Source organism: Bifidobacterium catenulatum DSM 16992 = JCM 1194 = LMG 11043 (assembly GCF_001025195.1).
In the GTDB taxonomy this organism is placed as follows: Bacteria; Actinomycetota; Actinomycetes; order Actinomycetales; family Bifidobacteriaceae; genus Bifidobacterium; species Bifidobacterium catenulatum.
The window spans coordinates 1,322,682-1,347,878 of record NZ_AP012325.1 but is presented as its reverse complement, the minus strand read 5'-3'; the positions used below and the strand labels follow the sequence as shown (position 1 = coordinate 1,347,878).

The following is a 25,197-nucleotide window of genomic DNA, read 5'->3' as shown; positions in this document are numbered from 1 at the left end:
TTTTTCAGAAATCGTTAAACAGCGACTAATCTCGGACGAGGTAACTCGCATACACAAAGGGAGTGATTGTGGTAGATATCGTTGACAAAGCTCTGCGAATGGGCGAAGGCCGACAGATCAAGAAGCTTGAGCTTGTCGCTCAGGCAACCAATGCGCTGGAAGACGAGATTGCAGCGCTCAATGACGAGGAGCTCAAGGGCCAGACCGCCAAGTTCAAGCAGCGTCTCGACAATGGCGAGTCCCTCGACAAGCTGATGCCGGAAGCCTTCGCCACCGTGCGCGAGGCCTCCAAGCGCACGCTGGGCCTGCGTCACTTCGACGTGCAGCTCATGGGCGGCGCGGCGCTGCACTGGGGCAACATCGCCGAAATGAAGACCGGTGAAGGCAAGACCCTCGTGGCGACTCTGCCGGCATACCTGAACGCGCTCGATGGCCAGGGCGTGCACGTCGTCACCGTCAACGACTATCTGGCAAGCTATCAGGCCGAACTCATGGGTCGTGTTTACCGCTTCCTCGGCATGAGCACCGGCTGCATCATCACCAACCAGAAGCCGCCGGAGCGTCGTAAGCAGTACAACGCCGATATCACCTATGGCACTAATAACGAGTTCGGTTTCGACTACCTGCGCGACAATATGGCATGGGAGAAGTCCGATCTGGTACAGCGCGGCCACCACTTCGCCATCGTCGATGAGGTCGACTCCATCCTCATCGACGAGGCTCGTACCCCGTTGATCATCTCCGGTCCGGCCGAAGGCGACGTGACCCGTTGGTACCGCCAGTTCGCTCGTTTGGTGCTCAAGCTCACCCGTGACGAGGACTATGAGGTCGATGAGAAGAAGAAGGTTGTCGGCATTCTCGATCCAGGCATCAACAAGATCGAGGATTATCTCGGCATCGACAACCTGTACGAGCCGAACAACACTGCACTGATCGGCTACCTGAACAACGCCATCAAGGCCAAGGAACTGTTCCTGCGCGACCGCGACTACGTGGTGACCGGCGGCGAGGTGCTCATCGTCGATGAACACACCGGTCGTATCCTGCCGGGTCGTCGTTACAACGAAGGTCTGCACCAGGCAATCGAAGCCAAGGAAAACGTGGAAGTCAAGGCTGAGAATCAGACCTTTGCCACCATCACCTTGCAGAACTACTTCCGCATGTATGACAAGCTGTCGGGCATGACCGGTACCGCAGAAACCGAGGCCGCGGAGTTCATGGGCACCTACAAGCTGGGTGTGCTCCCGATTCCGACCAACAAGCCGATGATTCGTGAAGACAAGGACGATCTGATCTTCCGTACCAAGAAGGAGAAGCTTGCCGCCATCGTGCGCGATGTTGCCAAGCGTCACAAGAAGGGCCAGCCGGTGCTGCTGGGTACCGCTTCCGTGGAATCCTCCGAAATCGTGTCTTCCCTGCTTGACGTTGCCAACATTCCCCACCAGGTGCTGAACGCGAAGCAGCATGACAAGGAAGCCGCCGTCGTGGCCGTCGCAGGCCGTAAGGGCGCCGTCACCGTGGCTACCAACATGGCAGGCCGTGGTACCGATATCATGCTCGGCGGCAACGTCGAATTCCTCGCCGATGCGAAGCTTAAGTCCGAAGGCTACTCTCCGGATGACACTCCGGACGAGTACGAAAAGCGTTGGCCGGGCACCTTGGCCGAAATCAAGGAGCAGGTCAAGGACGAGCATGAAGAGGTCGTCGAGCTCGGTGGTCTGTACGTGCTCGGTACCGAGCGTCACGAGTCCCGCCGTATCGACAATCAGCTGCGTGGACGTTCCGGACGTCAAGGCGATCCGGGCGAGTCCCGTTTCTACCTGTCGCTCGAAGACGATCTGATGCGTCTGTTCAACACCCAGCTCGTGGCCCGCGTTATGGCCAAGGGTATGCCGGAAGGCGAGCCGATCGAGGCGAAGAGCGTTTCCAAGGGCGTACGCACCGCACAGAAGGCTGTGGAGTCACGCAACTTCGAAATCCGTAAGAACGTGCTCAAGTACGACGATGTGATGAACAAGCAGCGTACCGTCATCTATGCCGAGCGTCAGGCCGTACTGAAGGGCGAGGACATCCACGAGGATATCCTCAAGTTCATCGACGAGACGGTATTGAGCTACATCAAGGGTGCCAACAAGGGCTCTGACAAGCCGAAGGATTGGGATTGGGAAGGCTTGTTCAAGGCTCTGAACGCCGTGTACCCGATTGCCGTTGATTCAGAAGCAGCCAAGGATGCTGTCTCCAAGCTCAAGGGAGACAAGGCCGTCGTGGCCCTGCAGGAGCTTATCGTTTCCGACGCCAAGGACCAGTATGCCGACTTCGAAGGCAAGCTTGGTGAAGAGGGTCTGCGTCAGCTGGAACGTCGTGTCGTGCTCGCGGTTCTTGACCGCAAGTGGCGCGAACACCTGTATGAGATGGACTATCTCAAGGATGGCATCGGGCTGCGTGGCATGGGTCAGCGCGATCCGTTGGTCGAATACCAGCGCGAGGGCTATCAGATGTACAACTCCATGATCGAAGCGATCAAGGAGGAGACCATCCAGTTGCTATTCCATGTCGATATCGATCGTGTCGCCACTACCGAAGACACCGACACCGAATCTGACGAGGATGAGGCCGTGAACGCGGCTGAAGCGGTGATGGGACTGGAAGGCGAGACCGAACCTACCGGCGAAATTGCTCCTGCCGAGCCGGAAACCGATGATGAGTCCGAAAAGACCGTCATCGACGAACTGGCCGACGAGCAGAAGAACGAACCTGGCATCGTTGGCATGCAGCCGATCAGCCACGCCGAAGGCAAAGTTCCGGCCAACAAGCGTCCGAAGAGCGCGGAATTGCACTCCCCATGGGCGGATGGCCGTACCTTCCCGGGAACTGGCAAGAACGCCCAGTGCCCGTGTGGCTCCGGTCGCAAGTACAAGATGTGCCACGGCCAGAATGAGGCGTGACGCTTCGCATAAGCCAAGGCGATGGCCCCGTCGGTGTGTTTCATACTGTCTGGGCCATCGCCATATCAGGGGTTCACACAGCGGATGTCATTCCCCAAAATCGATGTCGTCCATGGCCTCTGTGGCTGGAATGCGCACCTCCGGTCCGCAAATCCAGTTGAAAACAGGTCTTTTTACAAAGGGACCGAGGTCTCCATCTCCATAGCCAATACGTCCACGGCAACGACCCACTGCCCACTGTCTTATTTGCTGTCATATCGTCTGTTTTTTCGGGTGACGCTTCGGCATCCGCCGAAACGATTTCCCGAGTATGGAGAATGCTGAAACGAATACCACGTTGCCTGCCTCCAGATTATTTCGATGCAGTCAAGTCAGAGTCACCTTGAAGCGATCGTACTTTCACAGATACGTCGCAGACTCGCCGCAGTTTCTTGATAGCAGCATTGATTTGTTTGGAAACGGCTGCACGTGAAATCCCACTACTGCGAGCTACATCGGATTGGGATAGGTTGCGGAAGTACACATTTTCCACAGCTTTCCGCTGTCCATCGGGAAGCGTCCGCAAAGCTTCAAGAACCCGGCGAACGGCTTGCTTCCGTTCTTGTGCCGTCTCGTATTCGATGAGCAGCTCTTCCGGAGATAACGAATGCTCTTGCGGTTCACGGTTGATGCCGGCTATTTCCTCATACGACCATGCGCTTCCACCAACGCGATCGGAACGGTGACAGGAGTGCGCCACACGCTCTTCGGCATTCCAGAGTTCCTGCAAAATGCATTGCGGCGCACGGAATTCCAGCTCTTCTTCGTCGCGGTGTTCAGCCGCAGCACGCAGCGCACGATCGCGTCTAATCATCGGAAGCAGTTCCTCCTGGGTAAGTTCATATGTTTCAGTAACGGATGCATTGCCCGCAATAGGGGCCTCATGCTTAAAAACAAGCTTCATGTTCTTGGGCCTTGCTCATATAAAGTTGCTCAAGACCTGCTGACGCAATATGAGACCAGCCTTGAAAACAATGAAGCGAGATGTGTCTGCCAGTTATATGCACACTGACAGACGGCATCTCGCCCGATATCGATAAGCAGGTCTCAAAACGGATTGTGAACCACAGCCAGCTTCGCCGTGGAGTAAAAATGCAGACAGCGATTACGCCATACATAAGTCACTGATATTCGAACGGCCGTTTCCGAATACGAGCCTTAGCAATAAGAATTCACGGTCGTAACTGATTTACATGTCCATCTCCTTTCGCCATTCGGCAGAGTTCCGAAACGAATGCGGCTGATTCGTCGTATACTGGCCGTAATTCCAGTAATGACAAGGCTTCATCCGCATCTGTTTTCATCGTAGGAAATTGACCTATCAGAACCGAAGACGAAATAAGACGACGTAAGGCGAGGAGGAGACGAACGATGGATAAGCCCAACGGCACATATGCTTTAGGAGTGTTCTGCACATTCGTTCGGCCCTACGTCAGTGGGGAAAGCCGCGGAATCAGCACACAGAAAAAAGGGTTCATGAAAGATTTCTTCGATGTCATCCTTGAATCAAGCGCAACAGACACATCAGACGTAAACAAAAGGCACTATTCAAAGGCGAAGACGGCAATCAATGAAGGCGTATGGGCGGGTATCAACCAAACGGATTTGGTGAAGTTCTTCAACGGATGCAGAAAACTACCGCAATGGAAGGCCTCTGAATTCTTTCAGCATCTGGATAAGGCCCGAGTGGAAAGCCTGTTTGACGATATTGGTATTGACGCGCTATCGCAGTTTCAGCGTTGTCTCGGTCAGGTGAACATCAAAGCCCCGTCAATTGACAAACTCCCATCCGCAGTGAGCACTTGGCTGTTCGAGATCTTGGAAGCGAATGCCGACAATCGTGATCTTCTGGTGGACGGCACCGCATTTCAGCCGGAATTTGAATTGCTGGATGATCTGCCGCTGGCCGAAGGACACATCTCATCAGGGAAGCTCCATCTTGGTCGTTCAGCCGTGGCATGGCGGAAATCTCCATCCCCACCAGAATCACCGGATTTCAATGTGGAAAGAACGTATCTTGCACAAATGGAATCGGCCTACGCCGAACACTTGCACAGGCAAATCCGGTCCCGAGATGATTTGCCCGACCGACAGCGCAAGGAATATGACCGGCAGCGTGGGTATTTTTACAATGCAGAAGGACTGCGGCGGAACATGAGAGATGTCATCGATGATGGTGAAACCGAGTTCCATGCGATGAAAGACGACCTCTACGATGGAGTCTGCGACGTATGCAACGAAGAATATGACGATGGGCTGGCCAGAATGCTGGCAACCTTGAACCAAGCTGCGATTCTTCCCCTTTCCGGTTCCGTCATCACCCGTTTTTCAACCATCGTCAAAGCCGCGGAGAAGAAAGGCATATGCCACATGCTGGTCAATGACACTCGACTGGAATGGGTGAGCGCCGATGAGTGATTCCCTGTTCAACACCCCGAGCGAAACCGCAACCCGTCTTACGCTATGCCTGTCCTTATTGCCACACCCTGCAACATTGGATGAAATCACGGTCATGGATTTTGCCGCAACTTACATGAAGGTCATGGGCTTTGGCAATAGTAACCTTCACGGGGATAACCCTTATGCCACAGCAGAGTATGATGCCAGGCGCAAACGTGTACGAAGAGGGCTGAACAGGCTGGTAATCATAGGCTTCGCCATCACCGAAGATGCCGGATCCAGTTATTCCGCAAGCCCGACGTGCATGCAATTCGCCAACGAATTACATGGAGAATATGTCATGGCTTATCGTCATGCCATCGAAACATTGGCGACGCTGAATTACGATTCGATAATAGAACAAATACTGGAAAGCCGGTAACCAAGATGGGGAAAATGTGGATTCGTCAAGTCAAGGCGATTCGGAACGATGGCAATGCCTCAACCATTGATTTGCAGCAGGGATTGAATTGCATCATCGGCCCGTCGAATACCGGCAAAACCGGGATTGCGAAAACGATCAGCTTCGTATGCGGCGGAAACGTCATACCATTCACGGATGTCACCGGATATGCAGGAGCATCCGTCACCTTCAGTACCGAACACGGAGAAGTGACATTACAACGCTCGTTGGCTTCGCAAACGATTCAGGTCTCTTCGACTGACTCAGATGTGGAACCGGGAGATTATACGGTTGCACGCAGAGGCAAAAACAAACGACCAATCAACTCGGTACTGCTAACAATGCTGGACGTTGATGAGGCACGAAGAATCGCAGTCAATGAGGCCTACAGAACCGTGGCCTTTACTTGGAATGCCATCCGACATTTGCTGCTTGTTCCCGAAGATCAGATCGTTCGCCCCGAACCATCGATTCTATTGCCCAAAACCACCAGCAACACAACGATGACGCAGAACCTGTCCGCTTTGCTGGTCCTCGCTCAAGATGAAACATTCAATGATGAGGCAAGACAGGAAAGTTCCGCCGAGCGCCATGCACGCAGGCAAGCGGTGGAACGATTCATCTTCAGCCAACTCGATATCATCGAGCCCCGCATCAAACAGCTTGAGCAACTTGAACGGGACGCGGCTACCGAAGGCAAAACCGTCGATAGTTATATTGAGAAACTGCGCAACACGTTACAGCAATTGGAACAACAGCGTCGAAAAACCATTGATGAAGATGCGGAACTCGTTGAACACATCAGCGCACTGCATCAGGAAAACGAGCGTCTGGACGTATTGCTCGCCCAGCGTGAAACCCTACTGGGGCAATACGATTCCGATTTGGCACGCCTTGATCTGCAGTTGCAGGCAATGCGCCATAACCGGGAACAACCTTATCCCGATGTTTGTCAGTTCTGCCACAGCACCGTCCATATCGATCCACCGAGTGAAGAAGACATTCGTGCTCGGGAAAATGAAATGTCCCGCATTCGCGAACTTCGTAATGGTGTGGCCAAGGATCAGGAATCCTTACGCCAAGCAAGAATCCAAGTGACACAGAGCATCGACGAAGCGCAAAACGCCCATCAGTCCAATATGGAACAGCTGCACCGGAATCTTGAGCCGGAGGCCCGAACAATACGACAACGACTTGATGGGCTTGCCCAGTCAGAAAGAATTCGTGCAGAATATGCCGAGCTGACTGCTTTGCGTAAAAGATTTCAAGCTACTCTTGATGGTGCCGACGAGGAAAAGGTCGATTACAAGAAATATCGGCCAAGAGAATGGTTCCACGAGGATTTCTATTATTCGATGGGTGCCACCATACGCGGAATCCTCAAGGATTCCGGCTTTTCCGGCACCGATAACGTCGGTTTCAGCCGGGAAACATTCGACATCGAAATCGGCGGATACAGCAAGGCTGAAGAGCAGGGAAAAGGATATTGTGCATTCTTCAATACGGTTATGATGCTGGCATTCCATGATTACTTGAACCGCCGTTCGGTTCATGCTCCAGGATGGTTGCTCATCGATACCCCGTTGCTGGGCTTCGACGAAGGCGCGTACACAGCGAACGGTTCTCTAAGAAGCGGCCTGTTCGAGCATCTTAAACTGCAGGCGGCAAACCAGCAGATCATCATATTGGAAAACACCGATCATATCGGCGAACTGGATTTCAGCGGAAACGTCAACGTCATCACCTTCACCAAAGACCAGACTGACGGGCGTTACGGATATCTGGACGGCGTGGTCGACGTAGCGGAAAGGCCCGGCGTTGGGCGACGGTAAACATCAGGCCATGCACAGACACATCACAAAACAGCCGGATTGTTCACACGGGAAGAACATCATGCCAGAACCCAGTAAGAGCGACAGCGAGTGTATAGCCGGACTCGAACTACCGAAACAGGACAACGCACATGCACCACACCCGGTGTCGGCAGCCATTATATATGCAGGCGTGTTTACCATGACATGCGCACTGTATAGCAGCATCTTATCCGCCTGTTGGGGATTTTTACTGATAATACTTCCCGGCTATGCAATCGTTCCCTTCATAGCCCTGCTACTGACACGAAAAATCAACGCCTCATGGAATCTCTTGTGGCTTGCCGGCACCACCGCGCTCACCTACGCGATGACACTAGTAAGCATGGCAGCCTTGCTAATGCTCATACCTCCCAAAGCCACCCTATGGTTTAGCATAGTAAAAATACTGACCAACTCATTTGCAGACATACTATCGTTCCAGCTTTTCATGGGCGGGTATACAATTCCGACTATCTTCTACATCCTTGGCTTGATCTGCCGCGCATACCACAACAGCCGCAATCGGTAACAAAGAACCGGCGCCGGGCAACGGTAAAGGCGAAATTCATGCACAGACATTGCGGAACAGATACATTGAAAACATACAAGGGGCATCATGGCAGGGAACGACGGGAATGACAGCAAGAACAGCGGCTGCATGGCCACAGACAAACACGATTCGGCCGGGCGCGACCCGGATGTACAGGTGACGTTCGCGCAGAACTCACCGGACCAGAAGAACCCACTCATGCGGAATCCAGTGATAGCGGCCGTGATATACGCGATTGTGTTTGCTGCAATATGCGTGCTGTATACCGCTATTGGTTTATTTACCTATTTTGCGTATGTGATACTCGCCATCCCCGGTTGCATACTCATCCCCTTCGCGGCCCTGCTGTTGACGCGCAAAATCCGAACTCTGTGGAATCCTCTGTGGCTCGCCGGCACCGCTATACTTACCTACGCAACAACACTGGTCAGCATAGCGGAGGCAATAACGCTCATATCATCAAGGCTTACCTTGTGGACCGCCATCATAGAGCTACTGACTGGCTCATTTACGAATGGAATATTGTTCATAGTCTCCATGGGCGGATACAGCATCCCGACCATCTTCTACATTTTATACCTGATCTGCCGCGCATACGACAATAGACACAATCGGTAACAAAGGACCGGCGTGGGGCTGGCTTTATCGCACACATTGTCGCAAACCAGCCCCACATCGGAACCGTATCGATTAGAAGATGAACTCCGCCAATGCCGAACATGCCGCATCAATCACGGAATCAGGGGTATCGTATGAATGGGTCAAGAGCCAACATGTAAACATTTGCTGCCAATCGACACCGCGGAATGCACTTACTGCCGCCGCCTTATCACTGGCACCCATGCTCCATGCGATTCGCTTGAAACGGTCAGACAACTGGTTCGGCGCGTTATAGTAGCTGCGCATGGTCTGGGACAACAGGTGAGAGTCGCTGCCGTTACCGTTCTTAAGCGTGTCGGCGAAGTAAATGGCATCGCCATCACAGCACAGGTCGTCACGATTGCAGGTATTGCTGACGGTCTGCCATGTTCCATCCACCTGTTTGTCAAGCGTAAGCCCCTGAAGAGCGCCCTGCTGCCGATAGTTGTCGTCCGCACCTACCAAGGCTTCGGCGATGACATCAATGCTGGCCTGCGGGTTCCAATCCTTAGCTTTCTGAATGTTACTCATGGCCGAACCCAAGTCGCCTGCCCAGCCGGTCCACGTATCCGGAACGACCAGTCCATTGAGATATCCCAGCGTCGTGACGCACATATGCGGCAAATCCACGCTTTCCCCATTGACATCGATCATGGACTGCCGCCACGAACCGATATAGCGATCCAACGACTTGATGATTGCAGACGCCGTAGCATCCTGTTCGAGGATTGCGGCATCCGCCTTGCGGAAACTTTCGGCTGATACCGACCATTCGATAGTTGAACCATTTCCTCCGTCGCGCAGGTAATCCTTGGACAGGTAGTTCAGCATGCATCGCCATGTCGGGACCGTCACCCAAGTTCCAGTGGTTCCACTGGCCACATAGTCCTGCCCCACCTTTCCTTGAGCGCGCAGTTCATCGAACCGTTTCTCAAGATGCCAGATCAGGTCAATCGGCCCCATCTGATCGTAGTTAGTTCCCTGATCGATGGTCGTTCCACCAGCCGACGTCTGCTTCACATAGGATACAGCAGGCATTTTGCCGGAATAGGCAACGCGGTCAAGATCCCAGCCTTGTCCCTGATAACCACTGATTTCAGTGAACTGGTCATATACCCAATTATCTGGGATCGGGAACCCCAGATTGCCGGAGAACCCGGTGGACATGTCGGACACGAACGCATAACCCGCATAACCGGCCTCGATAACGCGAGTGCAGATGTTACGGGATGCGTAAATACCGACCTTATATCCACCTCCGAGATTAGCCAAAACCGCCCTGAAATACGGCAGGATGTTACTGGTGACTTGGTCGTCAGTGGCGTCGAAGTCCACGGCAAAATAGATATGCGTCGGCGGGATGCCCAACCGCTGCGCCGCTTCACGTGCCGACTTGGCATGAGCAGCACCGTTCGCGGGCGTAAAGTGTGCCAGCTTGGTGGAGTATTCCTGAAAGATCGGGAAGAACTTCATGCCGCCCTTGGTGATGCGTTCCAGCTCGCCCGGACGAATCGCCTTGAAATAATCGGCAGGTGCCAAGCTGCTTTGCCCAGGCTCGGTCAGATACCGTCCCACGATCTGGTATCCGTTGGCCTTCAACGTTGCGAGTCGCGCATCGGTGATTTCAAAACGGGTATCGCACGCCACACAAGGCCGGTTCGGATCACCCTTGGAGGTAAGCAGGCTCATCCACGTGGTCGGATCGACGGTACCGTTCTGTGGCAACCCATATTGCCGCTGAAAGTCCGTGACCTGATCGGACAGACCGGTGTGCCAGCTGGTTCTGATGACCGCCGCGATGCGGTTACACACCAAAGTCACAGTCGCCAACCAGACCCACTGCGGGTTATCGCCGGTACCATTGCTGGCGCTGATGGTTTTGAGACGAGACTTAGTCCCACTACCAAAATTGCCGGTGGCCTCGCTGGGCGTAAAACCTTCGATGGCCTGAAGCACCTGGATGAGCGCTGTGTTCATTTCGCGCCCGTACAGGCCATCGGTCGGAATGATGCCCGTGTAATCACGGTAATTGCCATTGATCTGCTGCTGCGCTTGCCGAATGGCGTTGAGGCCGCCATACGATTCGAGCAGCACGAACTGTTTCATGGATAACAGGGCACCCATGATGTCCACGTCAACGCTGGAATCGCCGCCAATGCCCATATCGGTTTTGAGGTTCTTGATTGCCTTGCCGGTGCCGCCGTAGAAATGCTGGGTGATTTCGTCACTTCCGGCAGAGTATCCCTTACACCAGAGTGCTCCCTGGATGATGGAATACACGTTGGACGTGGCGGTATCGCCGGATTTCTGCTCCTGCACACCATTCGGATACCGCTGGACGAACAGACGTTGCGTGGACGGGCCGAAATTATCCGCCGTGTTCTGGATACCCAGTTCGATCTGCAATGCACGGGTCAACCCGTAAATCGTCGACCAGCCGGTCTGCCCATCCTCGGCGACCTTGTTGAAACGCGAATCACCACCGTAGGTTTGATTCAGCCATTGCTGCGTTCGTAGTACCATTTTGTCCGTCATAATTTTCTCCTTGTAGGAAAACGATGATTTTGTTCGGGCGGGCGGTTGCTCGCCTTCACTGGTACTGCCGCGACATCGCAGAATGTTAACTTCCCATCGCCATATCAGAGGTTTATGACGGAGGGAGGCCATTACTTGGATATAGGTGCATCGGCCACGGCGGCGAACGACGGAAAATGCCGGTTAACGGATGGCTGATCTTCAGCTGCATGCGTGCGAACCCGGCCAACGCCGCCACGCAGACGACCAGCAAGGCCCATACGAGCCAGTCGCCGTTCCATTCGGAGAAGAAACTCACCGCCATGATGAGCGATGCCAGGCCGATCGCCACCAACAGCAGCATGTAGCCGGTGGTGAGCCACTGCACGGTCGCCGCGTCGATGCCGAATTCCGGCGGCGTATGTTCGTGCGCTCGAATGTGGTGGATGATGCGGCCATGATGTTCCTTTCTTCCTGCTCGTGTGATGCTCCCCATCGCCACCGATACGGGCGACGATGGAATCCTGGTCGTCCGGCACGGCGTTTCGGCGGAGCGGAAAGTCGTGCGGTGGGACATGTCTAAAAGATGGGACGGTTTCCCGCCGTGCTCGCGCCAGGACATTGGTCCTTGGTGCCGGCGACCGCGGCAGCAAGGCTTCCGTGATTCGTTTGGCGGTCTGGCAGGCGTCGAGCAGGATGCCAATCGTGTTGGAGGTCGGTGTGCCGTGGCCGTCGTTCGGCACACTGAAGTCCGGTGTGTCGGCGTTGTGGACGTTGCGCTCCGCGGGTTTGCTCATGATGCCTCGATATTGGTTATCTTGGATAATTACCTCGCATAACTAATGGGAAGCGCTCTGGACAACCACAGGATGGTGGGCGGAAGTTATGAATCATTCCGTCATGCGGACGGGAACGGTTTACGCAATATCCGGCGGTTAGAATATGCGGCGGAAACACAATCGAAGCGCTTGGCGTGAAGCCAGGGGGAGGATACTATGGCCGAGATCACATGGAAGTCGATTCTCACCAAACTGGTTGGGGGAGACCATTTGAGCGCGGAAGAATCGGAATGGTTCGTCGATGATCTGATGCAGGGTAACGCCAATCCCGCCGCCGTGGGCGCGGTGCTCGCCACGCAGCAACAGCTCGGCCTGACCGCCGATGAGGTACGCGGCGCGGCCAAGGCGATGGTGGGGCACGCCATCCCATTGAATGTCTCCGGCGAAACTACTGACATTGTCGGCACTGGCGGTGACGGTGCTGCAACGGTGAACCTATCTTCCATGGGTGCGGTGGTGGCCGCCGCCTCCGGAGTGAAGGTCGTGAAGCACGGCAATCGCGCAGCCTCTTCCAAGTGCGGCACTGCCGATTGCTTCGAGGCACTGGGACTGCCTCTTGATCTGGAGCCGGAGCAGGTTGCCCAAGTTGGCAATGAGTGTGGCATCGCTTTTGCTTTCGCACGTACCTTCCATCCGGCGATGCGCTTCGTTGGTCCGATTCGTGCCGCTCTGGGAGTGCCCTGCGTGTTCAACGTGCTGGGCCCGCTGACTAATCCTGCCGCTCCGAAGCATATGGCGGTCGGTTGCGCCAATCGCAAGATGAGCCCGATTATGGCCGAAGTATATGCGGCGAACGGTCAGACCGGTATGGTCTACACCTCCAACGAAGACTTGGATGAGATGGCTCCGACTGGCCCGGTATCCATCTGGGAGTTCAAGGACGGTAAGGTCACGGAAAACGAATTTGATCCAACCGTTGAACTCGGTCTCTCCAAAGTGACCGTCGCCGACCTCAAGGGTGGTGAACCGGAGCTTAATGTCCAACTATTCCGTGACTTCCTCGCAGGCAAGGACGTACCGTTCCGTACCACCGCTCTGCTCAATGCGGCATCCGCGATTGTCGCCGATGGACATTTGGTGCCAACGGAAGCCAGCCTCGCCGATCGTTTCAAAGCGGCCTACGCCATCGCCGAAGAGACCGTCGACTCCGGTAAGGCATCCGCGTTGCTTGATCAGTGGATCGCCACCGCTCAGTCGAAGAAAAATGCCTGATTCAAGACTTTCTGATCGATATTTGCCAATAACTGAATAATAATGCGTGTGCGGCATCGAAATATCCGGTGCTGCACACGCATTTTTTGATGCGAGGCTTTCGATATGGAAAACTCGTTGCCAGGATTCTTATGATGTTCTGAAAATATGCTCGATGAAGAAAAGGTCGAAATCAGACCCTCGCGCCATCATCAAACTCATCAAAGCGAGTCTGCGAGTGTCCCTTGTGCTGCACAATAAGCCCTGCGGCGCCAACCAATGCACACAAGCCGAAAATCGATCCCAGAATCGCCGCCAACGCAGGCATGAATGCGGAAGCGATGATGCCGATGACTCCGGCGACCAGCAACGCCCAGAACACGAGTTTCGAAAGCTTGACATGTCCGATTTCGGGACTCGGAGGCACGAAATCATCTCCATAACGGTCCATCACGCTATCGGTGTCCAACCAGCTGGAACCCGTGAAATCGCGTGGTCCACGACCTTGCGGCATATCGTCGGTGAATGTACCCTGATCCAGATCCTGAATCGATAGCAGCGCCTCTTTTTCACGTCGCTGCGCATGCTTCTCGAAACGCTTCGCATTCCGTGAGTGTTCCACGGCCTTCAAATCGTCGGCATGGGAACTGGCGAACTCTGCCCAAGCGGCATCCAGATCGTTCGCATCAGAGGAGGGAACATTCCCTCCACCATGCGACTCGGCATTTGGGCGTTCTTCGTCGGCATTGCTATTGTTGAGGTCAGTCATACTGATAACTTTAATCAAGCGGATGCCCATCCGCTGGGAGGACCGTGAAGAATGCTCTACTGGTTTTTCGTTAAAGGCCTAGGACCGATCGCCATCCACCGTTTGGGACCGACCACAAAAGGGCTTGAAAACATTCCTCGCGAAGGCGGTGCCATTATTGCGGCCAACCATCTTGCCGTCATCGACGACGCGCTGTTGCCGCTGACCAGCCCACGCATGATTCACTTCATGGGCAAAGCCGAATATTTCGAAGGTAAAGGCATCAAAGGCAAGTTCAAGAAATGGTGGTTCACATCCGTTGGCGTGTTCCCCGTGGATCGTTCCGGTGGCTCCAAGTCGTTGGGCGCGCTGAACCATGCCCGTGAAATCATTGAGGACGGCCACCTGTTCGGCATCCACATCGAAGGCACCCGCAGTCCTGACGGGCGTCTCTATAAAGGCCACACCGGTGCGGCGCGTCTGGCATTCGAAACCGGATGCCCGATTGTTCCGACCGCTATCATCGGCTCCCGAGAATTGCAGAAGCCAGGGCAGGTCATTCCCGACAAAGGCAAGACCATGGTGATTTACGGCAAGCCGATCGAGGTTGAAAAAAAACCGTTGGACCAGATCACGCATGACGACCTGCGTTCGCTTACCGACCGTGTGACCATGGAGATTCAGAAGATGAGTGGTCAGGAATATGTGAACGAATACGCACAAAAAGTCAAGGAACAGCTTAAGGCGGCCAAGGAAGCGGAAGAGCAGTCGAAGCAGGGCTGAATTTCGTCGTTGTCACGCAGCTGCAAAGATGGTTTGAAAGCGGAGACGGAACGTCATCAGTGAGCCCATCCGGGAAATCGGACGGGCTCACTCTGTTGTGGGGAAACGCGTTGTCGGATCCGGCGATTCCCCCACGTTTTAGAACAGTGAGGAATACATTTTCAATGTGATGGTGGTCGGGGTTCCATTTTCGTCTCGGATACGTACTTCGGTGCCACCTACCGGATCCTGCGAAGCGACCTTCTTATCTTGGCTGGCGTTCAATGTGAGCTGCGAACTCACTTTGACCGTGAATCCAAGCTTCTCCAACGCAGCTTTGGCGTCAGAGGCTTTCTGACCCACATAATTCGGTAAGGTTATGGTTTCCGGTCCCTTGGAGACCACTACGTCGACGCTATCTCCCCAATGCAGCGTATTGCCGCTGCTGACGGAAGTGGAAATCACCTGGCCTTGCGGAATCTTATCGTCGAAGGATTCCGTCCAATTGGCGGTGAGTTTGAGGTCATCCATCGTCTGCTGCGCCTCATCCTTCGTCTTGCCGACAATATTAGGCATGGTTACTGGCTTTGGTCCCTGCGACACGGTGACGGTGATCGTCGTATTATGCGGCAATGTGGCACCGGGATCCACGCTTAACGACAGCAATGCCCCCTGCGGCACCTCCATGGAATACGTGTCATCGGAAGCAGTGGTCTGCTCGACATTATCGAATCCGGCCTTCTTCAACGCATTGATCGGATCCTTGCCGGATGCGCTGGTCGCGTCGAGAATGTCGGCGGGAACCGTCGCCTGCCTGACTCCCTTGGAAACCACGACCTTGACCTTTTGACCGCGACGCTTGCTGCCACGATCGCCGACATTCGCCGGATCGGTAGAGATGATATCGCCTTCCGTTATGGAATCGCTATACTTTTCCGACACTTCGTATTCGATATCAGAAACCTTTAGCAGACTCTCGTAGTCGCTCCATTTCACACCAGTGATGGGGCAGGCTACGGAATCGCTGCACGACATGCCATCCGGCTGAGGCATGGTCCAATAACTGCCAGGCCCCTGGTAACACCACCATGCCCAGCCGCCTGCGCCACACGTCAGAAGAAACGCAGCCACACCTGCGACGATCAGCGGCGTACGATGCCTTTTCGAAGATTCGTCCTTTCCCGCATTGCCGTAATCGCCGTTCTGCATGGCAGGGGATTGCGGCCTCGTACTGCCGTCTGCGGTATTGACGTCTCCATCCAGCGGCAGCGAGAAGCGCGTTGTCGCCTCGGGATCAACGTTCTGTTGTTGCACTGGCATGACGGTCGTCATGTTCGGTTTGACTCTGTCCAGCTTGCGTGTACGATCGTCGAATTGTTGCGTTGGCGGGGCCGGGGGAGTGGGTGGAGCCGGATTACCCTCATTCATCGGGGCAGCGGCATCTTCCGCTTGTGTGGTATTGGGCGATATGTTGACGTTTGCCGCGGGAAGCTGATACTGCCAATCGCTGACCGCGAGTATGGATTGCAGTCGCTGCAACTCGGCCAGTGCAGCGGAAGCGTCTGCGGGTCGTGCTTCGACCGCGCGCGCCGTGAGGTGAGCGATGAATGCAGCCACATTGGCATTGATGCCCTCACAGACGGTAACGATGCTTGGCACATCCTCGTGAACATGCTTAAATACCAATGTCACCGGATTGTTCGAAGTGAACGGCACCTTGCCTGCGAGCATTTCCCAAGCCATGATGCCTACGGAGTACAAGTCGCCTTGAGGCGTGGCCTGGTTCCTCTCAATCATTTCCGGCGCCAGATATGCGGCCGTTCCAAGCAGGATGCCAGTGGAAGAAAGCGTCGCCTGCGAAACCGTTTTGGCCAAACCGAAATCGGTAATCTGTACGTGGCCGCGGTCGTTGAGCAGAATGTTCTCCGGCTTGATGTCGCGATGCACCACGCCCGCACGGTGTGCGGAAGCAAGGCCATCCAACGTTTCACCGATGATGCGCAACGTTTCACGAACGCTGAACGTGCCTTGCTGGTTCATTTCGTAGCGCAGATTCACGCCGTGAACATACTCCATGACGAGGTAGTCAAGACCGTCGAATTCGCCGGTATCATACACTTGCACGATATGCGGGTTGGCGATGGCGGCCGCGGAGCGTGCCTCGCGGTGGAAACGCTCCACGAATTGGTCACGGTGCGGTCCCTGAGCCAGCTGCGTATGCATGATTTTGATGGCGACTGTGCGCCCCAAGCGCTCGTCTACCGCCTGGTACACCGTGGCCATGCCACCATCGGCGATTCTGCTGACGACCCGATACCGGCCTTCGATGACCTGACCTTCGGGGGCGTGTGGAGCTTCACTCATGGTTAATTGCTGCGGTTCCTTCTTCAAAACGCTTCACGCTGAATGTTCTCATTTGTAGTCTACAAGCAGAGGTTTGCGGATTATGCAACGAACGCGCGTCCTGTCTGGATACCAGTCAGAAGACACGCGGATCTCGTCACGCATTTGCACGTACGTCAGGTACAAAACGTGCGCAAGCCTTGACGAGCGGCGATTTGCGATACTCAGAAAGATCAAGCGCATTGATAGCCGATTTCGACGCATGCCACAGATCTGCGATTCTGTTGCGGGATTGCGCGATGGCTCCCGTCTGTCTGAACAGTTCAATGGCGCGTTGCACTTGAGTCTCGGAACGCGAATCGGCTTCCCACATGTCGATAAGCTCACGTCGCTGCCCATCATCCGCAGCGTTGATGGCATCGGCGAGAAGCACGGTACGCTTGCCTTCGCGAATATCTCCGCCAACAGGTTTTCCGGTATTCCTGCTTGATCCGACAACGTCCAAAAGGTCATCCGCAAGCTGGAATGCCAAACCGAGCGGCAACCCGACCGCCAATGCGTGCCTTCGAGCATCATCCTTGCTTAAACCAGCGGCAAGCATGCCGAATTCCAGAGGGGCGATGGTAGTGTAGCTGGCGGTCTTCCAACGGAATACGTTCAACGAAGCCTCCACCAGCTCGTTCGGATCGTTCAACGGGTTGAGCTCCACCGCTAAATCAAGTACCTGGCCAACCTCGACCTCGCGGTGCATATTAAGCAACGCCGCAACCACATTGGAACCATAAGTAAGCTTGGATGCGGCCTTATCCGCGATATCCACGCTCGCCGTGGCCAACATATCGCCAAGCATGATGCCCAAACCATGGCCGATAGTCTCGCTATGCGTATCGGTGGAAAACGCACGATGCGCGGATGGCTTGCCGCGACGCAGATCGGAATCATCGATGATGTCATCATGCACCAGGGCGCCGGTCTGAAAAACCTCTACGGCACACGCCAAATCAAGTAGCGCATCGAAATCGCGTTCCAGCACATCCTCCGAAGCGAACGCGCGGAACGAATCCAACGTCAGCAAGGCGCGAAGTCGCTTGCCGCCCTCACTTGAAGTGACCGCTTGCATGGCGACCATGTCTGCGATGGGCTTGCAGGAAGAGGCAACCGAATCGTCCACATGAAGGAACGCAAAATCCTTCACTAACGAAACAATGCGCGATTCAATCTGTTCCAAATCGGAAGAGCTAGTCATACCAACAGTTATCCACAGGCGTTCGACAAGACCAAAGCTCAATGATTGCAATAGTTGCGGTACCGAAACCATTTTGCGAAACGCCGAAAGACCCATCCTCCGACCACAAGCCCCGAAAAACAGCGCATCGCCTCAGCACATCAGACATAGTGCCATACAAGCGGCGCGCAGAGAAGCCGATCAACCATGCCAAGGAGGACAGAACAATGACAGTCGACAGGACCGTACGCATCACCGGAACGGAAATGAAAGAAACCATCAACCAATTCGAACAAGATCGCCGATCGAATGGCACGCGCAAAGCGGTGCGCTCCCTCATATCAGAGGCGTTTCTCATATGGATGGACGCTCTCGAACAGGCGTCGGCGGAAAATGACGAGTCATGCCGAGTAAGCGTGACACGTACCGAATGCAGCCTCGATAGGGACACGGTCATACGAATTACAGTGGGCATGGACGAAATGCTGTCCATACGCGATGCGTTCCTCATCTCCGCCATAGTCGATGAGCAACGCGCCAGTCGGGAGTTCCTTATGGATTTCGCCGAACGACCCAAGCAGCCAAGCAATGCGCAACGTTTGGAACAGCTGCTCAGCGATGCATTCCGCGACCCATCAGCCAGGCCCGATATGAAACGTTGCGACCAAGCGATCAACATGCTGTTTGACATCATCGATATGATTCCCAAACCATATCGGGCGCAGCCGTTCGCCGTAATCAGCTACATCATGTGGTGGATGGGTCAGGAAGGCGCCATAGCGGCAGCCATCAGCGCGCTCGCGATAGATGATCGGTGTTCGCTAGCGGCGATCGTATGTTCGGCGGTCGAACGGCATATCGGGCCTGCCTGGACATCGGAAACCTAAAACAACACGCCGTAAAGTGGCGTGACTTGCGCGTGAAGGCCTCATTATGCGGGAATAATCGTCCTTGCAAGATGGTTTACTCACATAGTTGACGATTTGCCCTTGCCAGAAGTGGGTCCTTGTGGTATGCGCTTCTGGCAGGATCAATAGGAGGATAAGTTTGGCCACCAAGGAAACGACGGCAAGCATGGAACAGGCTGATCTGACCGAAAAGACCACCTCCACGAAGAAAGCCGCCACGCGTAAAGCCTCCACCAAGAAAAGCGCAGCGAAGAAAACCCCTGCCACGAAGACCCCTCGCAAGACCACCGCCAAGAAGAGCGCCCCCGCCAAGAAGGAAGAGGAGCAGATTGAGGATGACGTCCTTGACGATGAGGACGCTCAGGTGGATGACCCCGATCTCGATGATTTCGATGACGATCTCGATGACGTCGATTCGGATGATGATGACGATCTCGATGATGACGAGGAATCCGAGCCGGAGGATGATGACGACGAGGAAGAACGCAAGAAGCCGGAAGAGCCCAAGGAAAAGGGCGCTTTCGTGGTTCGAGACGATGACGATGATGAGAATCTGACTCCGTCCGGCAACCCGAAGCGTCGTGTGATCGCAGCAGGAGCGACCGCCGATCCTGTCAAGGATTACCTGAAGCAGATCGGTCGAGTGAGCCTGCTGAACGCGGAGCAGGAAGTCGACCTGTCCGAGCGTATTGAGGCTGGTCTGTATGCCCAGCACCTGCTGGACACCGAATCCGACCAGATGGACTTCAAGCGCAAGCGCGAGCTTAAGTGGGCCGCAAACGATGGCAGGCGTGCCAAGGACCACCTGTTGGAGGCTAACCTGCGACTCGTGGTGTCGCTGGCTAAGCGCTACACCGGACGCGGCATGCTGTTCTTGGATTTGATTCAGGAAGGCAACCTTGGTTTGATTCGCGCTGTTGAGAAGTTCGATTGGAAGAAGGGCTTCAAGTTCTCCACCTACGCCACGTGGTGGATTCGCCAGGCCATTACCCGAGCCATGGCCGATCAGGCGCGTACCATTCGTGTGCCTGTGCACATGGTCGAAGTGATCAACAAGCTATCCCGTGTGCAGCGCCAGATGCTTCAGGATCTTGGCCGCGAACCTACGCCGGATGAGCTTGCGCGCGAGCTTGACATGCCAGTCGAGAAGGTGCAGGAAGTGCAGAAGTACGGTCGTGAGCCTATCTCCCTGCATACCCCGCTGGGCGAAGACGGCGATTCCGAGTTCGGTGATCTGATCGAAGACACCGACGCCATCGCACCGTCCGATGCGGTTGCTTTCTCGCTGTTGCAGGAACAGTTCAGGCAGGTGCTTGAGACGCTGTCTCCGCGCGAGGCCGGTGTGATCAAAATGCGCTATGGCTTGGAAGATGGTCAGCCGAAAACGCTCGACGACATTGGCCGCGTGTATGGCGTAACCCGTGAACGTATTCGCCAGATTGAGTCGAAGACCATGTCGAAGCTGCGTCACCCGTCTCGTTCGCAGACGTTGCGTGACTTCCTTGATCAGTGATCAGACGATACGTGTGTGAATGAAGTCGAGAAATCCGGCGGGAATGTCGAATTTCTCGACTTCTTACATCTACAAGACGTTTTTATGTTTTTGAAAAACCGAAGCGAATAAGCAAGTCGGAATGAGGGAAATGGCGAAGGACAAGGACAACTACGGCGCAGGCAGTCTTACTGTGCTCGAAGGTCTTGACGCGGTGCGCAAGCGTCCAGGCATGTATATCGGCACCACCGATAGCCAAGGTTTGATGCACTGTTTATGGGAGATCATCGATAATTCCGTCGATGAGGCCCTTGCTGGTGTCTGCAACCATATCATCGTGACGCTGCATTCTGACGGTTCCGTGGAAGTCGCCGACAACGGACGAGGTATTCCTGTCGACATTGAGCCGAAGACCAAGCTTACCGGCGTGGAAGTGGTGTTGACCAAGCTGCACGCCGGCGCGAAGTTCGGCAACTCTTCGTACGGCGCCTCTGGCGGCCTGCATGGTGTAGGCTCGTCCGTGGTGAACGCGTTGAGCTCTAGGCTTGATGTGGAAGTGGATCGTGATGGCAAAACCCATCACATGTCATTCCATCAGGGTCATCCGGGGGTATATACCGACGTCGATTCGGAGCATCCGTCGCCGGACGCGCCGTTTAAGCGCACGCGCAAGAACCGTCCGACCGAACTCGAGATCATTGGCAAGGTCAGTCCGAAGACCACCGGTACCCGCATCCGTTACTGGGCTGATCCGGAGATTTTCAACGATACCGCAGAATTCAGCTACGAGCAGCTGATCGACCGTGTCAGGCAAACCAGTTTCCTGGTGCCGGGATTGAAAATCACCGTCATCGACGAGAATATTCCGGAAACCGGCGATGAATCCATCGATGAAATGCTGGAAGTCGACGATATTACGAATACTGCGGACGACAAATCTCAGGATTTTGAAGGAACGCAGGAAGTTGCGCAATCTCAGGAACCGGTAGCGGATAACGATGCGCAAACGCAGAAAAGCGACGAAAGCGGCGATGCTGGAAATGCCGTCGCAGGTCAGACGGTGGAAACCGATGCCGTGGCACAACCTCAGGAATCGAAATACACGCATGCCCGTATCGAGGAATTCTGCCATACCGGTGGTGTGAGGGATTTCGTGGACTACCTGTCCAAGGGTGAAGCCGTTTCCGACATTTGGCGCGTTACTGGCGAAGACACGTACGTTGAAGAAACCCAGGCCGTTGGCGACGGCGGCGAGTTGCATGCGCAGAAGGTTACAAGAAAGTGCGCCGTTGACATCGCCATGCGGTGGACCAACGGTTACGACACCACCATGCGCAGTTTCGTCAATGTGGTGGAGACCCCCGGCGGCGGCACGCATGTGGACGGCTACTTGTTGGGAATGACCAAGCAGATTCGTAAGGCCATTGAAGACAATGCGCGCAAGCTCAAGGTGAATCTCAAAGATTCCAACATGAAGGTCGAACGTGATGATATTCTGTCCGGTCTTGTGGCCGTTATCACCGTGCGTATCGCCGAACCGCAGTTCCAAGGCCAGACCAAGGATGTGCTTGGCACCGCGCAGGTCAAGCCGATCGTCAGCAAAATGACCGACAAGCAGTTCGGCGAGATGATCACCGGATCCAAGCGCGGCTATAAGGAACAGTCCGGTCGCGTGCTTGAGAAGATTGTCGGCGAAATGCATGCCCGCATTCAGGCACGTAAGACCAAAGAGGTGACCCGTCGCAAGAATGCGCTCGAATCGGCGTCCATGCCTCCGAAGCTGTCTGACTGCCAGCCGGGTAATGACGATGTAGCTGAACTGTTCATCGTGGAGGGTGATTCCGCACTCGGTACCGCTAAGGCCGCACGTAACTCCGGCTTCCAAGCGTTGTTGCCGATTCGCGGCAAAATCCTTAACGTGCAGAAGGCATCGCTGTCGCAGATGTTGTCGAACAAGGAATGCGCGGCGATTATTCAGGTGGTCGGTGCTGGCTCCGGTGCAAGCTTCGACATTGAGCAGGCAAGATATAACAAAGTCATTATGATGACCGATGCAGATGTTGACGGTGCGCATATCCGCATTCTGCTGCTCACCTTGTTCTACCGTTACATGCGGCCGCTTATCGAGCATGGCCATGTGTATGCGGCTGTGCCTCCGTTGCACCGCATCGCCTTGACCGGAGCTCGCAAGGGGGAGTACATCTACACGTATTCCGACGATGAGCTTGCCGGAAAATTGGCGGAGCTTGACAAGAAGCGCATCGGCTATAACGAAGACATCCAGCGTTACAAGGGTCTTGGTGAGATGGACGCCGATCAGTTGGCTGACACCACCATGGATCCACGTACGCGCATGTTGCGCCGTATTCGTATGGAAGATGCCGAACAGGCCAGTCGGATCTTCAGCTTGCTGATGGGTGACGATGTGCCTCCTCGAAAGGCATTCATTGTTGAGAATGCCGATGACTTCGACCGTTCCAAGATCGATACCTGATCGGTGTTTTCGATGGTTCGCCTTCCGTTGCGTCAAAGACGTTGCGGAGGGCGTTTTCTTAGCGAAGACGGTATATGGTTTCGCGAGATAGGGATTGAAGATTCTGCGGTAAGTAGTGCAATTGAGCAGTTACCGATCGGTAGATAGATATGTTTACAATGACGACTGATATTGTCTTCTGCAGCTATCAGTCAAGAGGGAGTGGGGCGTGGTCAATCTTTTGCTTGCCGTAATCTATGTGGCGTTCATCAGTCTTGGTTTGCCGGATGCTGTGTTGGGTGCCGCATGGCCGACGATGAGTGTCGATTTGGGTGCACCCATCTCTTGGGCTGGCGGCATTTCCATGACGATTTCTGCTGGAACCATTGTCTCTGCGCTGCTTTCCGACCGTATGACCTTGCATTTTGGAGCGGGCAAAGTCACCGCGGTTTCCGTGGCATTGACGGCGTTGGCGTTGTTTGGCTTTTCGGTGGCTCCGAACTATTGGGTGCTGATTCTGCTTGCCATCCCGTACGGTTTGGGAGCGGGCGGAGTTGACGCGGCCCTCAACAATTATGTGGCCATTCACTACGAGAGCCGTCATATGAGCTGGCTGCACGCCATGTGGGGCATCGGCGCATTGACTGGCCCATACGTCATGGGATTTGCCTTGGGTGCGGGTCAAGGCTGGCCGTGGGGCTACCGTTACATCTCCATACTGCAGGTTGCGCTCACCGCCATTCTTATTTTCAGCCTGCCACTGTGGAAGAAGCGCTCCGAGGCAAAGACGGGCGAAGTTTCCGGCGAATCCGACGGAACGGCCAATGATGAAACTCGCAAACCGCTTGGTGTACGAGGCGTGCTTGCCATTCGCGGTGCCAAAGAAATCCTGGTGATGTTCTTCTGCTACTGTGCGTTGGAATCCACGGCCATGCTGTGGGGTAGTAGCTACATGGTGCTAGGCAAAGGTATTGACAAGACCACAGCCGCCATGTGGGCCAGTCTGTTCTGCATCGGCATCACCGTAGGCCGCTTGGCGAGTGGATTTCTGACCATGAAGTTCAACGATCCGACTATGATTCGCCTAGGCCAGGCGCTCGTGCTGACTGGTATCGTTAGCATGTTGTTGCCGTTGCCGCACAATATCGGCACTATTGTGGGGCTGATGATCATCGGTCTCGGCTGCGCTCCGATTTATCCGTGCGTCATTCATTCCACGCCGGCATATTTCGGCGAAGACAAATCGCAGGCGATCGTCGGCATGCAGATGGCATGCGCATACGTCGGCTCGATGTGCATGCCGCCGGTATTCGGCTTGATCGCACAGCATATCAGTGTACTGTGGTTCCCTCTGTACATGTTGGTTTTCCTGGTGCTTATGGTGATCATGCACGAGAGCCTGCGTAAAAAGTGCGGTGGTCAGACCATCGGCTGGTAGGGCGTTGCCGCCACTGCGTCTGCGATGCCGTGAGCAGCATTGTAGATTTCGCATATACGGTTAGGGTTACTAAAACCGAGTGCAACATACCATGCGATAAGCAGTACGGCCACGGCAATACGATGAACATGATGTGAAGAGTGAGCGCCATCGGATTGAAATCACGAAAAGCGTTCAACACCTCATATTGAACTACTTGACGTGATGCTCGCCAAAAGAAAAATGAGCGTCAGTGAACTGGCGGAGGCTATAGGCATAACGCCGGTCAATGTTTCGGTGTTGAAGAACGGACGGGCCAAGGCGATATGGTTTTCCACGCTTGATGCCATATGCGTGACATTGCATTGTCAATCGGGAGAAGTGCTCGAATGGGTTGACGGCGAAGACGAGTGACGT

18 protein-coding genes are annotated in these 25,197 nt (G+C 54.7%); 12 read left to right on the top strand and 6 right to left on the bottom strand.

The genetic code is table 11. From position 1 onward, the window contains the following. Window positions 1-68: 68 nt before the first annotated feature. On the top strand, window positions 69-2,945 hold the full coding sequence (gene secA / locus BBCT_RS05765) for a preprotein translocase subunit SecA (RefSeq protein ID WP_033513099.1): 2,877 nt from the start codon (window positions 69-71) through the stop codon (window positions 2,943-2,945). Between the two features lie 352 nt (window positions 2,946-3,297). Here secA and BBCT_RS05760 read toward each other — a convergent pair whose 3' ends face one another. After that, a complete protein-coding gene (locus BBCT_RS05760) occupies window positions 3,298-3,888 on the bottom strand; it encodes a sigma-70 family RNA polymerase sigma factor (protein ID WP_003834419.1) in 591 nt (196 codons plus the stop codon). Between the two features lie 467 nt (window positions 3,889-4,355). Here BBCT_RS05760 and BBCT_RS05755 point away from each other — a divergent pair, with 467 nt between their 5' ends. From BBCT_RS05755 to BBCT_RS05735, 4 genes are all read left to right on the top strand, one after another. Next, complete coding sequence (locus tag BBCT_RS05755; RefSeq protein ID WP_003834420.1) at window positions 4,356-5,402, top strand: ABC-three component system protein; 1,047 nt, start codon at window positions 4,356-4,358, stop codon at window positions 5,400-5,402. After that, a complete protein-coding gene (locus BBCT_RS05750; RefSeq protein ID WP_003834423.1) occupies window positions 5,395-5,805 on the top strand; it encodes an ABC-three component system middle component 2 in 411 nt (136 codons plus the stop codon). Before BBCT_RS05755 ends, BBCT_RS05750 begins: the two co-directional genes overlap by 8 nt. 5 nt (window positions 5,806-5,810) lie before the next feature. Then, a complete protein-coding gene (locus BBCT_RS05745) occupies window positions 5,811-7,658 on the top strand; it encodes an AAA family ATPase (RefSeq protein WP_003834425.1) in 1,848 nt (615 codons plus the stop codon). 637 nt (window positions 7,659-8,295) lie between these two features. Beyond that, window positions 8,296-8,847 (top strand): hypothetical protein, encoded by a 552-nt coding sequence (locus BBCT_RS05735; RefSeq protein WP_003834429.1) that lies wholly within the window; start codon window positions 8,296-8,298, stop codon window positions 8,845-8,847. Between the two features lie 72 nt (window positions 8,848-8,919). On the opposite strand, the gene BBCT_RS05730 is transcribed toward BBCT_RS05735, so the two are convergent. Next, window positions 8,920-11,403: a glycoside hydrolase domain-containing protein gene (locus BBCT_RS05730; RefSeq protein WP_003834433.1), complete on the bottom strand. Its 2,484-nt coding sequence runs from the start codon at window positions 11,401-11,403 to the stop codon at window positions 8,920-8,922. Between the two features lie 112 nt (window positions 11,404-11,515). Then, window positions 11,516-12,004, bottom strand: a complete 489-nt coding sequence (locus tag BBCT_RS05725; RefSeq protein WP_128805873.1) for a hypothetical protein — start codon at window positions 12,002-12,004, stop codon at window positions 11,516-11,518. 373 nt (window positions 12,005-12,377) lie between these two features. Between BBCT_RS05725 and trpD the strand changes: the two genes are divergently transcribed. Next, a complete protein-coding gene (gene trpD, locus BBCT_RS05715; RefSeq protein WP_003834440.1) occupies window positions 12,378-13,433 on the top strand; it encodes an anthranilate phosphoribosyltransferase in 1,056 nt (351 codons plus the stop codon). Window positions 13,434-13,605: 172 nt separating this feature from the next. On the opposite strand, the gene BBCT_RS05710 is transcribed toward trpD, so the two are convergent. After that, window positions 13,606-14,181, bottom strand: coding sequence for a hypothetical protein (locus tag BBCT_RS05710; RefSeq protein ID WP_033513109.1), 576 nt, complete (start codon window positions 14,179-14,181; stop codon window positions 13,606-13,608). Between the two features lie 51 nt (window positions 14,182-14,232). Here BBCT_RS05710 and BBCT_RS05705 point away from each other — a divergent pair, with 51 nt between their 5' ends. Next, complete coding sequence (locus tag BBCT_RS05705; protein ID WP_003834443.1) at window positions 14,233-14,943, top strand: lysophospholipid acyltransferase family protein; 711 nt, start codon at window positions 14,233-14,235, stop codon at window positions 14,941-14,943. A 138-nt stretch (window positions 14,944-15,081) separates the two neighbouring features. Here BBCT_RS05705 and BBCT_RS05700 read toward each other — a convergent pair whose 3' ends face one another. Both BBCT_RS05700 and BBCT_RS05695 read right to left on the bottom strand, forming a co-directional pair. Further along, entirely contained in the window at window positions 15,082-17,286 is a 2,205-nt protein-coding gene (locus tag BBCT_RS05700) for a Stk1 family PASTA domain-containing Ser/Thr kinase (protein WP_003834445.1), read from the bottom strand. A 136-nt stretch (window positions 17,287-17,422) separates the two neighbouring features. After that, window positions 17,423-18,511, bottom strand: coding sequence for a polyprenyl synthetase family protein (locus BBCT_RS05695; protein WP_033513092.1), 1,089 nt, complete (start codon window positions 18,509-18,511; stop codon window positions 17,423-17,425). Window positions 18,512-18,717: 206 nt separating this feature from the next. Here BBCT_RS05695 and BBCT_RS05690 point away from each other — a divergent pair, with 206 nt between their 5' ends. The 5 genes from BBCT_RS05690 to BBCT_RS05670 all read left to right on the top strand — a co-directional run bounded on the left by BBCT_RS05690 (window position 18,718) and on the right by BBCT_RS05670 (window position 25,194). After that, window positions 18,718-19,377: a DUF4192 family protein gene (locus BBCT_RS05690; RefSeq protein WP_033513090.1), complete on the top strand. Its 660-nt coding sequence runs from the start codon at window positions 18,718-18,720 to the stop codon at window positions 19,375-19,377. Between the two features lie 160 nt (window positions 19,378-19,537). After that, entirely contained in the window at window positions 19,538-20,911 is a 1,374-nt protein-coding gene (locus tag BBCT_RS05685) for an RNA polymerase sigma factor (protein ID WP_034248547.1), read from the top strand. A gap of 121 nt (window positions 20,912-21,032) precedes the next feature. Next, the gene (locus BBCT_RS05680; protein WP_003834455.1) at window positions 21,033-23,384 is read left to right on the top strand and encodes a DNA gyrase/topoisomerase IV subunit B; all 2,352 of its coding nucleotides are present in this window, start codon (window positions 21,033-21,035) and stop codon (window positions 23,382-23,384) included. Window positions 23,385-23,592: 208 nt separating this feature from the next. Continuing rightward, window positions 23,593-24,801: an MFS transporter gene (locus BBCT_RS05675; protein ID WP_003834457.1), complete on the top strand. Its 1,209-nt coding sequence runs from the start codon at window positions 23,593-23,595 to the stop codon at window positions 24,799-24,801. 204 nt (window positions 24,802-25,005) lie between these two features. Further along, window positions 25,006-25,194 carry a helix-turn-helix domain-containing protein gene (locus BBCT_RS05670; protein WP_003834459.1) on the top strand — a complete coding sequence of 63 codons (189 nt, stop codon included), beginning with the start codon at window positions 25,006-25,008 and terminating at the stop codon, window positions 25,192-25,194. The last annotated feature ends 3 nt before the right edge of the window (window positions 25,195-25,197 follow it).